14 protein-coding genes are annotated in these 13,818 nt (G+C 60.3%); 2 read left to right on the forward strand and 12 right to left on the reverse strand.

Annotated elements, in window-relative coordinates; all coding sequences use genetic code 11:
* Positions 1-56: 56 nt before the first annotated feature.
* The 3 genes from ACMZPQ_RS10315 to ACMZPQ_RS10325 all read right to left on the reverse strand — a co-directional run bounded on the left by ACMZPQ_RS10315 (position 57) and on the right by ACMZPQ_RS10325 (position 1,873).
* Positions 57-422, reverse strand: coding sequence for a hypothetical protein (locus tag ACMZPQ_RS10315; RefSeq protein ID WP_075075811.1), 366 nt, complete (start codon positions 420-422; stop codon positions 57-59).
* A 130-nt stretch (positions 423-552) separates the two neighbouring features.
* Positions 553-1,203: a hypothetical protein gene (locus ACMZPQ_RS10320; protein WP_033835782.1), complete on the reverse strand. Its 651-nt coding sequence runs from the start codon at positions 1,201-1,203 to the stop codon at positions 553-555.
* A gap of 19 nt (positions 1,204-1,222) precedes the next feature.
* Positions 1,223-1,873, reverse strand: a complete 651-nt coding sequence (locus ACMZPQ_RS10325) for a HupE/UreJ family protein (protein WP_223224807.1) — start codon at positions 1,871-1,873, stop codon at positions 1,223-1,225.
* A gap of 379 nt (positions 1,874-2,252) precedes the next feature.
* Here ACMZPQ_RS10325 and ACMZPQ_RS10330 point away from each other — a divergent pair, with 379 nt between their 5' ends.
* Positions 2,253-2,576, forward strand: coding sequence for a hypothetical protein (locus tag ACMZPQ_RS10330; RefSeq protein ID WP_008264507.1), 324 nt, complete (start codon positions 2,253-2,255; stop codon positions 2,574-2,576).
* 111 nt (positions 2,577-2,687) lie between these two features.
* Here ACMZPQ_RS10330 and ACMZPQ_RS10335 read toward each other — a convergent pair whose 3' ends face one another.
* The 8 genes from ACMZPQ_RS10335 to ACMZPQ_RS10370 all read right to left on the reverse strand — a co-directional run bounded on the left by ACMZPQ_RS10335 (position 2,688) and on the right by ACMZPQ_RS10370 (position 11,645).
* The gene (locus ACMZPQ_RS10335; RefSeq protein WP_033836038.1) at positions 2,688-4,022 is read right to left on the reverse strand and encodes an MFS transporter; all 1,335 of its coding nucleotides are present in this window, start codon (positions 4,020-4,022) and stop codon (positions 2,688-2,690) included.
* 97 nt (positions 4,023-4,119) lie between these two features.
* Entirely contained in the window at positions 4,120-7,365 is a 3,246-nt protein-coding gene (locus ACMZPQ_RS10340) for a CusA/CzcA family heavy metal efflux RND transporter (RefSeq protein ID WP_014645518.1), read from the reverse strand.
* The gene (locus ACMZPQ_RS10345) at positions 7,365-8,540 is read right to left on the reverse strand and encodes an efflux RND transporter periplasmic adaptor subunit (protein WP_014645517.1); all 1,176 of its coding nucleotides are present in this window, start codon (positions 8,538-8,540) and stop codon (positions 7,365-7,367) included. Before ACMZPQ_RS10345 ends, ACMZPQ_RS10340 begins: the two co-directional genes overlap by 1 nt.
* A complete protein-coding gene (locus ACMZPQ_RS10350; protein ID WP_033836037.1) occupies positions 8,541-9,764 on the reverse strand; it encodes a TolC family protein in 1,224 nt (407 codons plus the stop codon).
* 87 nt (positions 9,765-9,851) lie between these two features.
* The gene (locus ACMZPQ_RS10355; protein WP_049429827.1) at positions 9,852-10,415 is read right to left on the reverse strand and encodes an RNA polymerase sigma factor; all 564 of its coding nucleotides are present in this window, start codon (positions 10,413-10,415) and stop codon (positions 9,852-9,854) included.
* Between the two features lie 14 nt (positions 10,416-10,429).
* A complete protein-coding gene (locus tag ACMZPQ_RS10360) occupies positions 10,430-10,858 on the reverse strand; it encodes a periplasmic heavy metal sensor (protein WP_087948687.1) in 429 nt (142 codons plus the stop codon).
* A 17-nt stretch (positions 10,859-10,875) separates the two neighbouring features.
* Positions 10,876-11,163 (reverse strand): CnrY/NccY family anti-sigma factor, encoded by a 288-nt coding sequence (locus ACMZPQ_RS10365; protein WP_130768358.1) that lies wholly within the window; start codon positions 11,161-11,163, stop codon positions 10,876-10,878.
* A gap of 200 nt (positions 11,164-11,363) precedes the next feature.
* Positions 11,364-11,645, reverse strand: a complete 282-nt coding sequence (locus ACMZPQ_RS10370) for a hypothetical protein (protein ID WP_033836035.1) — start codon at positions 11,643-11,645, stop codon at positions 11,364-11,366.
* A gap of 72 nt (positions 11,646-11,717) precedes the next feature.
* Here ACMZPQ_RS10370 and ACMZPQ_RS10375 point away from each other — a divergent pair, with 72 nt between their 5' ends.
* On the forward strand, positions 11,718-12,332 hold the full coding sequence (locus tag ACMZPQ_RS10375; RefSeq protein ID WP_033836041.1) for a hypothetical protein: 615 nt from the start codon (positions 11,718-11,720) through the stop codon (positions 12,330-12,332).
* A gap of 153 nt (positions 12,333-12,485) precedes the next feature.
* On the opposite strand, the gene ACMZPQ_RS10380 is transcribed toward ACMZPQ_RS10375, so the two are convergent.
* Positions 12,486-13,817 (reverse strand): TniQ family protein, encoded by a 1,332-nt coding sequence (locus ACMZPQ_RS10380; protein ID WP_080052957.1) that lies wholly within the window; start codon positions 13,815-13,817, stop codon positions 12,486-12,488.
* Position 13,818 lies beyond the last annotated feature (1 nt).

The raw sequence follows: 13,818 nt of genomic DNA on the forward strand, positions 1-13,818 counted from the left end.
GCCGCCTTCCGCTACACGGGAGGCGCGCTCAGGCTGCTAGAGCGCAGCTAGGGTCGTCAGACGATCGGAGGTCGGAAGGGTGACGCCGGGTGCCCTGCAGGCACCCTCAGAAGTCGCAGAGCATGGACTTCACCGGCCAGCGGTAGTGAAGCCAGGTAGACGTGGGGCGTGAACAGGCTTCCAGCGAAACTCGCATCTGCCTGATGCAGTACCGCATGAGCGCCAGTGGCGTGATCCGGGTCCAGATTGTCGCCCGCACCGCCGGCATGTGAATGGCCATGATCCACCGCTGCTGCGATGTCATGTTCCAATCCGTGCAGTTCGCTGAGCTGGATCACCATCGGCCGCGCAACGACACTCAACAGCATCAGCGCAAAGAAGCTGATCCTGAGGGCAAGGCCGTGGCGGGCGGAAAGACGCATATAGGTTAGCTTAAGCGGGGCTGGCTGGGGTTGTCGAGGGGGCCGAAACTGGGCGCAGCCCATCGGAAATACCGCACATAGGGCGGTGGCCGGGCCTTAAGCGCACCCGGCCACCGCTAACCGCTGCGGTTTACATCTTCTTGATCAACTCGTACTCCCCTCCGGTGCGGAGCAGAAGCGTTACGGGCTCCTCGCCCCTGTTGCGCCAGAACCATCCGTGGTTGCCGTCGAAGGCAGCCAGGAGCACCCCCTGCTTGGTGGCTTCCCCTCGACCCTTCTCATAGCTGATCGCTCGACCGCCGCCGTCTCCGTGGGCGTCGAAGTTCACGACGCCGCCTTCAACAGACCACTGGTAGCTGGCGCGCTCGCCCGCCTTCATGACGAGCTTGATCTCGGTGCCTTGGCCCGGCGCCAGGACAACCTGTTCTTCGTCCCGCCATTCAGCAGCGGTGGCCGCATTGCTCGCGGCAGGCTTCTGAGCAACTTCAACGGTCTTACGGTTCTGCGTGGACACCTGCGTCAGCAGGGCGGCTGCCTCGTCTTCGGCGGCCTTTGCGTCCATCGCAGCGTCAGCTGCCGCTTCCTCGGCAAGCTGTTCCTTGATCTCCCCCATTTCCTTCAAGCCCAGTACCCGACCAACACCAGTGGGATCGATTCCGTACTCAGATGGCATCACCACTCCAACCAGGAGGACAATGGCGATGCCGGCGGCAATTGCGGTGGTGCGTCCCAACTGGCGGCTGGTGGGGAGGTCGCCTTCGGCGGGCTTACTGTTGTACATGATGTAGTTCTCTTGAAAGTCAGGAAACGAAGTAGCCAGTGAGCTGCATGCCGATCAGAATGAATCCGGCGCAGAGCATGGCGGCATTGGCGGTGTAGGCGTGCTTGAAGAAGCTGGGCGTGCGGCGCCAGTAGCCCATTGCGATCAGAATCGCGCCAAGCGAGAGGATCTGGCCGATCTCCACGCCGACGTTGAACGCGAGCAGGTTGGGCAACAGACCATCGGGTGAGATGTCGTACTCGATGATCTTGGTTGACAGACCAAAGCCGTGGAACAGGCCGAAGATCAACGTCGCAACCTTTGTGTTTGGCTGGAAGCCGAACCAACGCTGGTAGGCGCCCAGATTGTCCAGGGCCTTGTAGACCACAGACAGACCAATGATCGCGTCGATCAGGTAGCTGTTGATGCCCACGTTGAACAGCACACCCAGCAGCATCGTTGTGGAGTGCCCGATCGCGAACAGCGTCACATACAGCGCGACATGCTTCATCCGGTACAGGAAGAACACCACGCCCAGGAGGAACAGGATGTGGTCATAGCCGGTGGCCATGTGTTTTGCGCCCAGATAGGCGAATGCGATCAGATTTACTCCAGATATTTCCTGGATGTAGCCCTTGTCGCCTTCGGCGATCGCGTGAGCCAACGCCCCGTCAGCTGTGAGTAGCAGCATGAACAGGGAAAGCAGTGCGAGTAGAGTTCGCGGCCAGTGCGACCGTAGTGGGGGTTGGAGAAGGACGCGCGAGAGCGCCCCGGATTCAGAACTGGGGATCATGATGAGGATCTACGAATGCGGTCAGCGGACCTCCGCCAAAGCTATCCGCTACGACACTGGGAACCGGCGCAACGTGCTACGAGTGCGCAGAGGGCGCGCACGGCACGTCACACGGATCACTGCGTGTAAGCGGGGTCCGGGCGGGGAACGAATGAATAATTTCTTGCAGCGACGAACGTCCAGTAAGGATTGACTGGACGGGCGCTGCCAAGCCTCTGCTCAGTGCGAGCACGAGGCCTGGGTCTCAGGCGATAGGAGGCCTGAACAGGGATGAGCGATGATGCTGAAGCTCTGCCGCTGGCTGGTGCCAGGGATGGATATCGCTCAGATCAACTCGAGCGGGTCCAGCAAGGCTGGCCAAGATGCCTACAGAAGCCGTCAGATCGGCCTGGTGCAACAGGCTGTGCAATCCAACCGCGTGTTCAAGATCACGGTCTGCGGCATCACTCACCCCAACATGGGGGTGACCATGTTCCACCGCAGCCTGCACGATGTGCTGCAAGCCGTGCAGCTCACCCAGATGATTCAGGACGGGTCGCACGAACAGACTCGCCACCAGCATCATGAAGATGCAGCTGCGCAACAGCACGCTGGTTGGTAGACGAAGGGATCGCACGGGCAAAGACTAGAGGCTTGTTCTGGCAAAGTCGATATGACAACGTCGGGCGCGAGCGGTGAAAGTGCCCTCTCGCGCCCCTTGTTCAAGTTTCCGTCATCCAGGCCAACGAGGGTGCACGTCGTCGATGACATACCGATGTGAGTGCTTGCCGTTGGAAGAAGCGTGTTCCGCCCAGTGGGGATGGTCCGCAGCCAGATCGTCGTGACCGTGGGAGATCTCGTCCGGGTCATGGGCGGGCCAGATTCTCCAGGCGAACACGAATCCGGCGATGCCGACTACTGCCAGTGCCATGATCGCCACTGGCATTCCAAACTTCGCACCCACGGCTCCCGCCAGAGGGTAGGCAATCAGCCAACACACGTGGGAGAGAGAGAACTGCGCTGCGAACAGGAATGGCAGATCGGTGGATTCCGCTGATCGCCGCAGCAGTCTGCCGCCAGGAGTCACCAGCCCCGCATAGCTCATCCCCAACAATGCCCAGCCGGCGAGCACGATGGGCCAACCTATGGAGGAGGGCGAGAGCAGCCAGGTAAGCCCGAGGGTCACAAGTACGATGCACATTGCAAGGGCTGAGGAGAGCATCACGCGCCTGTCAGCCACCCGATCGAGAACCTTGGGGAGGACAAGCGCCGTCAGCATCGAGCCGCCACCGAAAGCTGCCAGCGCCCATGCCACCTGTGACTCTGCTCCGCCGAGAACGTTGCGCACCACAACGACGGTGTTCACGAACACCATGGCGCCGCCGGCGGCCGCACACAGATTAAGGGCAAGCAACCCTTTCAGCCTGGGCGTCTTCAGGTAGATCCGCATTCCTCGAATCGCGCGGGCGTAGGGACCGTCCTTTCTTAGGGACGGAGCAACGAAGGGGAATGCAGTTGAGAACACCAAGATGGCGGATATCACGAAGCCTACGGACGTACCAGCGAACAGGCCGTGGAAGCTGATCAGCGTCAGCAGAGCAGCGGCCAACGCGGGACTCAGCAGGCTCTCCAGGTCATAGGCCAGGCGCGACAGGGACAGTGCTCGGGTGTAGTCGCGTTCCTCCTTCAGGATTTCCGGGATCGTCGACTGGAACAGAGGGGTGAAGCACGCCGAGGCCGACTGCAGCAAGGCAATGAGCAGGTACACCTGCCAGATCTGGTTGACGAACGGCAGACAAAGCGCCGCGCCCGCCCGCACCAGGTCGAGGGCAATAAGCACCGGTTTGCGTAGATTTGCCGGGACGATCGCTCCGGACAGAGGGGCCAACAGCACGTAGACAATCATCTTGATTGCCAGAGCCGTACCTAGCACAGCGCCCGCCTCAGCCCCCGCCAAGTCATAGGCCAAAAGAGAGAGCGCCACGGTAGCCAAGCCCGTGCCGATCAGCGCGATAACCTGCGCAGCGAACAGGTTCCTGAATGTTGGAAAGCGTAGGACCTCGATCATGGCTCACCTCTAGATGGAACAGTGGAAAGCGCCGCTGCCCTGCGGATCGGATTACGATCCGCAGGGCAGGACGTGAAGCCGTGGAAGGGGCTTGCGCTCAATCGACTTCGGGTACCGGCAAGGGGTCTTCAATGCCCGCGGCCTTCCTGCGCGCAGTTCTTCGGAGTACCAGCCCGCACAGCGCAGGCAGCACGAACAGCGTCAGTACGGTTGCCGTGGCAAGACCCCCGATAACCACTGTAGCCAGTGGCTTCTGCACTTCGGCGCCCGTACCTGTTGCAATCGCCATCGGGACGAAGCCCAGGGAGGCAACCAGCGCGGTCATAAGAACCGGTCTAACGCGCTCCATTGCACCCAGTTCGACCGCCTCATCTGGCGGAAGCCCCTCGTGCAGGCGTTTCTTGATCGCGGAGATCAGAACCAGGCCGTTGAGCACCGCGACACCAGATACCGCGATGAAGCCCACAGCAGCTGAGATCGAGAAGGGGATTCCTCTCAACGCCAATGCGAAGAATCCACCGGCCAGAGCAAGTGGCACCGCAGTCAGTACCGTACCTGTCAGCAAACCGTTGCCAATCGCCATGTAGAGGACGGCTGCAATGAGAATGAAGCAGAGAGGCACAATAATCGCCAGTCGCTTCGTTGCTGCCTGCAGATTCTGGAACTGCCCGCCCCATTCGATCCAGGAACCCGTGGGCAACTGCACCTGCTGGGCAATAGCCGCCTTGGCGTCGTCAACGAAGCTACCCAGGTCACGCCCGACCACATTCGCTTCCACATAGATTCGACGTTTGCCATTGTCGCGGCTCACTTCGTTCAGACCCTGTGTGAAGCGGAAACTGACCAATTCACGAAGCGGAACAGACTGACGGCCTTCCTGACTGCCTGGCGGCAGCATAACCGGAACGGCTCCTAGTACATCGAGATCGCTGCGGTCCACACGGGGCAGACGAACCACCACGTCGAAGCGCCGATCACCTTCGAAGATCTGGCCCGCCATGCGACCTGCCAGAGCAGCAGACACTGTGTCGGCCACTTCCTTGACGGTGAGTCCGTAACGGGCGATCGCGGCCCGGTCGAACGCCATGTCAAAGGTCGGGAAGCCTCCCGTCTGCGCCACACGGACATCCGATGCGCCCGGAATCTTCTTGAGGACGGCCGCAATCTTGTCAGCGCTGCCGGCAAGCGCCGTCAGGTCTTCGCCATAGATCTTGACTGCAACGTCGCTACGAACGCCGCCGATCAGCTCATTGAAGCGCATCTCGATGGGCTGGGTGGCGTCATAGTTGTTACCAACAAGAAAGGCTGTCTTTTCTCGAATCCTCTCGATCACCTGCTCTTTGGTCTTCACTCCATCCGGCCATTGGTCCTTGGGCTTGAGGATCACGTAGTTGTCGGACGCATTGGGCGGCATGGGATCTGCGGCCAGGCTTGCGGTACCGGCCTTGGAGTACACCGTCTGTACCTCCGGCAACGTCATCAGTGCCTTCTCAAGAGGAAGGTCGATGGCGACGGACTGCTCGATCGATGTGGACGGGATGCGAACGGAGGACAGGTTGAGATTCTGCTCATCCAATGTGGGCATGAACTCCCGACCCACAAAGCCAAAGGCCACAACGCCGGCCACCAGGACGCCAAGACCACCGGCCAGGTAGGGCATGGGTTGGCGGATTGCGCTGCGAAGCATCGGCTGATAGCGGCTCTTGGTAGCAGCTACTACCCGTACTTCCTTCTCGGAAATGTGGCCCTTGAGCATGACCGCCACCATCGCCGGAACGAAAGTGAGGGAGAGCACGAATGCAGAGGCCAGCGCCAGCATCAGGGTAATGACCATCGGAGAGAACATCTTCCCCTCGACGCCCTGGAAGGTCAGGCAGGGCACGAAGACCAGGAAGATGACCGCCTGCCCATATACGGTCGGGCGGACCATCTCCTTGGACGAGGCGATCGTTTCATGCAGGCGCTCCGATAGATTGAGCGGGCGCCCAAGTGCATGCTGTCGCTCTGCCAGGCGGCGCAGTGCGTTCTCGACGATGATGACCGCGCCGTCGATGATCAGGCCAAAGTCGAGCGCACCCAGGCTCATCAGGTTGCCAGAGATCCCGAGCTTGTTCATGCCGATCGCGGTGATCAGCAGGGACAACGGAATCACCAATGCAGCAATGACAGCAGCTCGCCAGTTTCCGAGCAATGCACACAGGATGACCACGACTAGAAGAGCGCCTTCGGCCAGGTTCTTGGCGACGGTCTTGATCGTTGCGACAACCAGCTGGGATCGGTCCAAGGTGGGAACAATCGTCACGCCCGGCGGCATGGTCTTGCCGATCTCCTGCAGCTTGTCACCCACCGCCGCCGCCACAGTTCGGCTGTTGGCGCCAACCAGCATGAGTGCACTGCCGACGACAGTCTCGTATCCATTGCGGCTGGCAGCACCGCGGCGGAGCTCACCGTCAACGACCACACGTGCGACGTCACCCACCGTTACGGGAACTCCGTTGCGATTGCCCACAACGGCACGGGCAATCTCGTCCACGGAGCGGATGCGGGCGTCTGCGCGCACCAGATAGGACTCGCCCGACCTCTGGATGTAGTCTGCTCCGACCGACAGATTGGCATCCTGCAACGCGTCGGCCAGGTCGGTATAGGAGAACCCGTACTCCGCGAGCTTGCTCGCATTGGGCTCAACGACATACTCCTTGACGTAGCCGCCGAGGCTGTCGACGTCTGCTACGCCTGGCGTCGTGCGCAGCTGAGGCCGCACAATCCAGTCCTGGACTGTGCGCAAGTAGGCCAGACGTGCCATGTTGTCCGTCAGCCGTTCCCCTTGATCAGTCAGGAACGAACCGTCGCTTTGCCAGCCAGGCTTACCATCATTTCGCGGGGCATCTTTGCCATCTGGGTGGGTGAATTCAACGCTGTAGTGGAATACTTCGCCCAACCCGGTCGAAACCGGGCCCATCAGTGGTTCGGCACCCTCCGGCAACTGGGGCCGAGCCTGAGTCAGACGCTCGGTGACCTGTTGGCGCATGAAGTAGAGGTCTGCGCTCTCATCGAAGATCACCGTGACCTGGCTGAAGCCGTTGCGCGAGAACGACCGGGTGTTCGCGACGCCCCGAAGTCCTGCCATCGCGGTCTCGATCGGGTAGGTAACGCGCTTCTCGACCTCCACTGGACTCAGCGTCGGGATGACGGTGTTGATCTGGACCTGCTTGTTCGTGATATCCGGAGTCACGTCGATCGGTAGCAGGTTCAGTTGCCACCCGCCGATCACCGCAATCACCAGTGTGATCAACAGAACCAGCCAGCGGTGCCGTACGGCACCCGTGAGTACTTGCTCGATCATTACTCGTCTCCGCCCGACTTTTTCATCTCGGCTTTCACCAGAAACGCATTACGGGTAGCAACCGGGGTTCCCGCAGTGACGCCAGAAAGGATCTGCGCCATACCACCGCTACGGAGGCCAATGAAGACCGGCTGTGCAGTGAACCCCTTACTGGTTCTGACGAAGAGGACGTCTTTTCCGTCGATGTTCTGGACCGCCTCTTCCGAGACAGACAGCCCCTCACCCGATCCGGAAGCGGTGACCAGCCGGACCTGCACACCGTCACCCACAACCAATCCGTTCGCCTCTGCGCTCGGGGTGATTACGACTGTGGCAGCCCTTGTCAGCCCACCTACGGCGGCAGCAACTGAACGGACCTTTCCTGAGGTGACGCTTCCGTCGGAGCGGGTAATGGACACGCTGTCGCCGGCCTTGATCCGACCGGTGTCACCCGCACGAACGGAGGCCTGAATCTCCACGCCATTGGAACCTGTGACCCTATAAAGGGAGGCCTGCGGCTCGACGAAAGCGCCCAGAGTCACTTGCGAGCTGCTGATGGTTCCATCGATAGGGCTGATGACGTTGACGCTACCTCCTCCATCCACATTGGCGGTGCGTGCCACCAGGGCAGCGCGTTGTGCTTCTGCTTGCGCTGTGAGATAGGCGGCGCGACTCGCCTCAGCCTCTTGTCGTGCCAGCACGCCCTGTGCGAGCAACGACTCATCGCGCTTGACGTTCTTTTCGGCGAGGGAGAGGCTGGCGCTGGCCACACGAAGGTCAGCCGCAATACGGGCCCCATCAGGGCTGGCTACGCGTGCCAGCACTTCGCCCTTCTTCACCTTGTCGCCCACCTGCCGGATGACATCGGTGACGTTACCGGCCGCACGTGCCACCACGACGGCCTCACCACCGGGGATTGCCACGACCGAACCCGATGCGGTGATATTCGCCGCTACCTGAGCGGAAGTGACGGGCTCCACCGAGATCCCGGCAGCGGCAAGATACTCCTTGGGAATCGCGACTTCCTGAGCTGCCTCCGCCTCCGCCGGCGCACTGGCGCTGGCTTCGTCTTTCGCGGGGTCGACCACCGTCTCTGAAGGGGCGGATAAGCGTGCAATGCCAAATCCCGCGCCAAGCGCCAAGGTAGCCACGCCGATCATCGTCAGGGTGTTAACAGCCGGAATACTTCTCTTCATCTACATGTCTCCAAAGGCAATCTGACCGCTGGCCACGGCGAGCGATGCGTAGGCGGCAACGCGTGCGAGTCGTGCATCCACCACGCTCAGCCTCGCGTCCGTCAGCGTGCGACGGCTAAGCAGCAGCTCAACCAGTGGGGTTCTACCGGCCTCGTATCCCAAGCGCGCCATTCGGTAGGCTTCCGTGGCTGCTTCCTCTCCCTTGGAGGCAGCGATCAGTCCTCGCTTGGCGGCGTCAACACGCGCAAGCGCAGTCGCACGGTCCGCCTGGCTCTGGAGGCGTGCTGCATCCAATCGAGCACGGGCGGCGTCGCTCCGTGCTCGAGCCGCGCTGATCCCGCCGCTGTTCCGGTCAAACAATGGGATGCTCAGAGACACGCCGACGACCAATGCGTCCCCACCGGCGGCGAAGTTGCGACGGCCTGCGGTGAGGTTAAGGTCCGGTGCCCGCTTGAAGCGTTCAGTGCGCAGAACCGCATCGCTCGCATCGACGTCTGCCTTCGCAGACAGGACAGATGCCGAATCGACGTTCGCAATTGCGGGCGCAACCCACTCGCGCACCAGGAGTGACTCGGACGTGCCTGAGTAGGGTTCAGCTCTTCCCGCCAGTACTGACAGTTGCTCGAGAGCTGCAGCCGCCTCTGCCTCTCTTGAGGCGGCAATCGCTTCTGCTGAGCTCAAGCCGGCCTGGGCTTGTGCTACGCGCAGGCTGGCCTCCTTTCCTGCGTCAACCAGCGCCTGAGCTGCCTTCAGGTCGCCTCTGGCGCGATCAACATCTTCGGCAGCAATGTTTCGCCGTATCAGCCCAGCCTCGGAAGACGCGTAGGCAACAGCCAAGGCTGCGGCGAATTCGACTTGTGCCTGGTGCTGGCGAGCTTCGGCCGCCTGCAGCCCTTTCTCTCCCGCCTGGATTCGAGCCCCACGTTGGCCAAAGATCTCGAGTGGCTGGCTGATGGTGTAGGTCGTCTGCCGCTGGCTCGCGCCATTGCTGGGGGGAGCGTTGAGATTCTCTGCGAGGGCATCAATGGTGGGGTTACGTAGCGCTCGCGCTTGGCGGGCTTCGCCCGCAGCGGCAGCTGTGTCGAACCCCTTTTCCTGAAGGAAGGGGGATTGGGCCCTGCTCTGCTCGAGCAACGCGCTGAAGTTCGGGGCGTCCGAGGCATAGGCCGCAGAGATACTGGTCAGGGCCAGCATCACCGTCAGGGCAAGCAATGATGGTTTCATGAGGATCCGGTGCAGTGGGGCCGCAATCTCGGCCGTCTTTCTGCACTACGCGGCCTGCGCGGCCTTCCCCTCGAATCCGGCGAAAATTTATTTCCCGCGGCTCAGTGCATCTGTCAGCTTGGCCCGTGCTCTCAGTACGCGACCCTCTATTGTTTTGAGACTGATACCCAGGGCGGAAGCTGCTTCAACCTGGGAAAGGCCGACGAAGGCAGTCAGAACCAGGGCTTCACGCAGGCTCGGGTCGATCGTGTTGAGAACCCTTCTTACTTCTGCGAGCTCAAGCTGAGAGCCGGCAACCTGCTCTGGCCCGGCCTGCTCGGAATGCAGGGCGCGTCCTTCCTCGTCATCCAAAGGCTTGGCCCGGAACAGGAAATGGCGGACGCGTCGAAACCGTTGCGTATCACGAACCTTGTTGATTCCAATACGCATCAGCCAGGGAAGTACCGAGCGCGTCGGATCGTACTCTGACAGGCCTCGCCAAGCGGCAACGAATGTCTCCTGCACGACATCATCGACGTCGGTTTCGGGCAGGCCCATGCCTCGAACCATCTGCTTGATTGCTGGCGAGTGACGGCGGACCAGGCGAGCGAAGGCCTCAGCATTACCTGCCGCAGCTTCAACTGCCCAGTTGTTGTCGTCCTCGATGGTCACAACGTTTGTGTGGCTCAGGGAGAGTCGGTGCGAAGTGCTTCAAGGAGTGCCTTGTCGTAGGCCGGCCGGTGCTCGGGTTTCAAGCCCTCGCGCATCTCGAACACATGCTCGAGCGTGATGCGCTGGAGATCGCCCGCAGCCCGCTCCACCTCACGACTTGCACGTTCCACCTGGGGGTTCCATTTGGGGTCAGCCGCGATGGCGTCCGCCAGCTGGCGGTTGGCAATCCGCAGGCGCGCTTCGATCTCACCTCGCCTTGTTGCGAACAGCTGTTCCTTGGCCTGGAGGATCTGCTTCTCCGAGTCGTCCAGAGGCACCACGGCGTGAAGGCGTTCATGGAGATCGCTGTGCCCAGGATTGAGCGAGTGCCAGGTCCAGCCGATAGCCAGCGCGCACACGACGCCAATGATGGCGCCAGCGATTGTTGCCAGCGGCAGCCTCATGAGGGGTCCGATTGCCATCAGCGTTCCACCAGTAGAGCGTATGGGGACATGGAAGCTGGGGCCGCGACCCATGTCGGGCGCGAGGGTGCCTGGGTGACAAAGAAGGCGGAGCCTACTCCTCCGCAGGTAAGCACCGCCGCGAGCGCGGCGCATGCGAGTGCCCGGCGGAACTCTCGCTTACCGGCCCATTGCGAAGGGGAAGCTTCTTGGGACAAGCGCTGAACTAGCACATCAGTGGCCTGCTCATTGCCGCAGGGCCGAGTGGCAGCCGAGGCCCTTGTCAGCCATTCATCTACGTCACTCATTTGAAGTTCTCCTCATCTGCCCTTCTTTATACGCACGCCAATCCCCCTTCCCCTCAAAGCTGCACATCAGTTCCCTCCAGCATTCGTGCTTGAGTTCCCCAAGTCCCGCCCTGAAGTTCCCCAAGTCCCGCCCTGAACCGTCCAGAAAGCCCTGCTCTGGGCTGGGAGGCAATGCCACCTCAGATCGAGGTCCTGTTCCCCTAATCACCGACCTTGCCGCCCCGCGCCTCAATTTGCTGAGTCAACACCGAGAGCAGCTGCTGGAAGGCCGCGTTGAAAATCCACCCGCCCTCCGGCCCGTGAGCCTCAGTGATCCCAGGAAGAATCGAGGCCCAGGCTCTCGATAACAAGTCTGGATACGGATGCGTGATGATTAGCGTCCGCACCCCGTACTCCAGGGCCTTCAAGTAGCCACGGTGCGCCGCAAGATCTGTCTCGCACGCCTCTAAGCGAGCCTTTAAGTCAGAAATCTCAAAATTCATTCCAATGTGCTTCTAGATGGACAATCGTCACAATCCGCATGATATTGCCGCAAGCCAGTGGAGCGCGCGCACTTGAGTATCCTGAACGTCCTGCTTAGCCCTGAACGGATGCTGGTTGCAGTTGACACTCTCGCCGAGGATGCACTCACCGGCGCCAAATCGTCCGGCGCGAAGTTCTTATTGATTCCACAACACAACGTGGTGCTTGCCTGCCGCGGTAGCACTCAATTCTTCCTTCGGATCTACGCACTTATGCTGCAGGCCAGCTTTCGGGCGGACTTCACAATGGAGCAGCTAGCCAAGGAACTGACATTGGTGATCGACCAGCTTTGGCCTGAGTACGAGAAGGCAGCCCTTGAAGCAGGCCTGTCGAGGCAAACCCTAGGCACCGAACTGGTACTTGGAGGGTGGTGCCCACGCGCCGGACGAATGATAGCCACCGCCTACGCCAAGTCCAACAGCACCGCAGCAACGGTGGTGCAACCCTTGGTCGGAGGTCTGGCGTCACCCGGCGAGCCCTTGCGGGCCATGCCTGACAGCTTTGCGGCGGATGCGGTAATTGAGGCGGGCAGGATTCAAGCGGCATGGTTAAACAGCGCCGCTGGCCGGCAGGTCGCAGGTGGTCGCCTGCTGGCAATCGACCTGCGCCAAGGGCGATCGGTCGTCCAAGATCTTGGACAGCTCTGATGCTCTGCGCATCCGTCGACGTAGCAAACAGCACTTATGCCACCCTTCGGCACTATTGCTGACACCTCGCAACCGTGGAATGCACTCGTGTTCGTCAGGCAGACGGGGCATCTAAGACCAAGAGACTTCTAAGACCACCAGGAAGGCTTCAGCTCATAGATTGGGTATACGAGCTACGCCCTTCATCCCTCCCACTGGGAGAAGAAGGCTACAGGCAAGTTCCGCGGATCGCACGATGTTCGATGCGACATCCATCTCGATGTGGATTCGTTTTGCCACGGCTTCGGATATCAGCAGCTGTCCTTGTAGCGAAAGTTTCAACTGACATGCAAGACGAAATGCTCTGTTTATCGTTCTTCGCGAAACACCGCGAATCATCATCTGTTGCCGCCTTAGCCGGACCGCATAGTGAGCGTGGTGGTGCGGTAGGCCAGACTTGAACGACCCTCGTCTTCCGCTCAGCTGCGCAAGCACCTGGAAGGATGGAAGGACGCACTGGTCATCACCAAGCAGAGCGTCAATCAATCGAGCAAACTCTCTTCGCTCATCTGCCACTCGACCGCGTCCTAGTGGGAGCTCCGGATTCGATCCAATTCCAGGCAGAAGTTCGGACGCAGATTCGATAGGCTGGAGAAGAATGTCCAAGACAGAAACGCACTGATTTGCCGATAGATTGAGTAGCTCATTGAACTCTAATCGACTCGGATCATTCCTTCTAAAGAGTCTGAAGCAATTCACTCTAGTCCAGCTCTTGTAGTCAGAATAGCTTGCAGGCAAGCGTGCAGGAGGTCGGTAATCCAACTTTCGCCCCTCGCCTCTAGCCACGACTGCCTCTATAAACACCTCCAAGTTCGAGAGTTCAAGCCTCTGATTTGGATGATTTGAGCACCAAGAGATCAGTTCCTCTATGCACTGATTGATCCAGCGCTGAGTCGGGTTCGCCGAGTCAAAGCGTGTGCGCCTGTCTAGGCGATCTCCGCAGGATGGGCACTTTCTCAATGCAATGCTCTTCAACTTCCCGAGTCCACAATTGGAACAGCTGTTCTCAATCCTGGCGTCGTGCAGCGAGCAGTGAGAATAAGCATCGAAGCTCCAAATCAGCCTCTCTGTGGCGCTCTCGTCCATATCGCTAGCTCCGATGCAAATCGGACACCAAGCGGCGTGTCGACTCCAGCTCGCTGCCCTTGAGGAGACGATCTCTGAGAGTCCATACAAAGTAGCACCGACAAGTGACTGCCCAGTCAGCTTCTCTAGTGAACGCGCACGCCGTACTGACACAGGCCCGAGCCCATCGAGTCTGCGCTGATCAATGTATCTAGACGGCACCTCCGACGAGTGGGTGTCGATAAGCTGAAGCATCTTGCACCACGAAATTCCGCTGAGCTTAGCCAAGCGATTTGCGTATCCATTGAGCGACTCTGTCCAGGGAGTACCTGCATCACGAAGCTCAAGAGGTGGAAGTACCGTCCATCTTGGTGGTTCCATC

Origin of the sequence: Stenotrophomonas maltophilia (genome assembly GCF_047497515.2) — a bacterium.
Lineage (GTDB): Bacteria > Pseudomonadota > Gammaproteobacteria > Xanthomonadales > Xanthomonadaceae > Stenotrophomonas.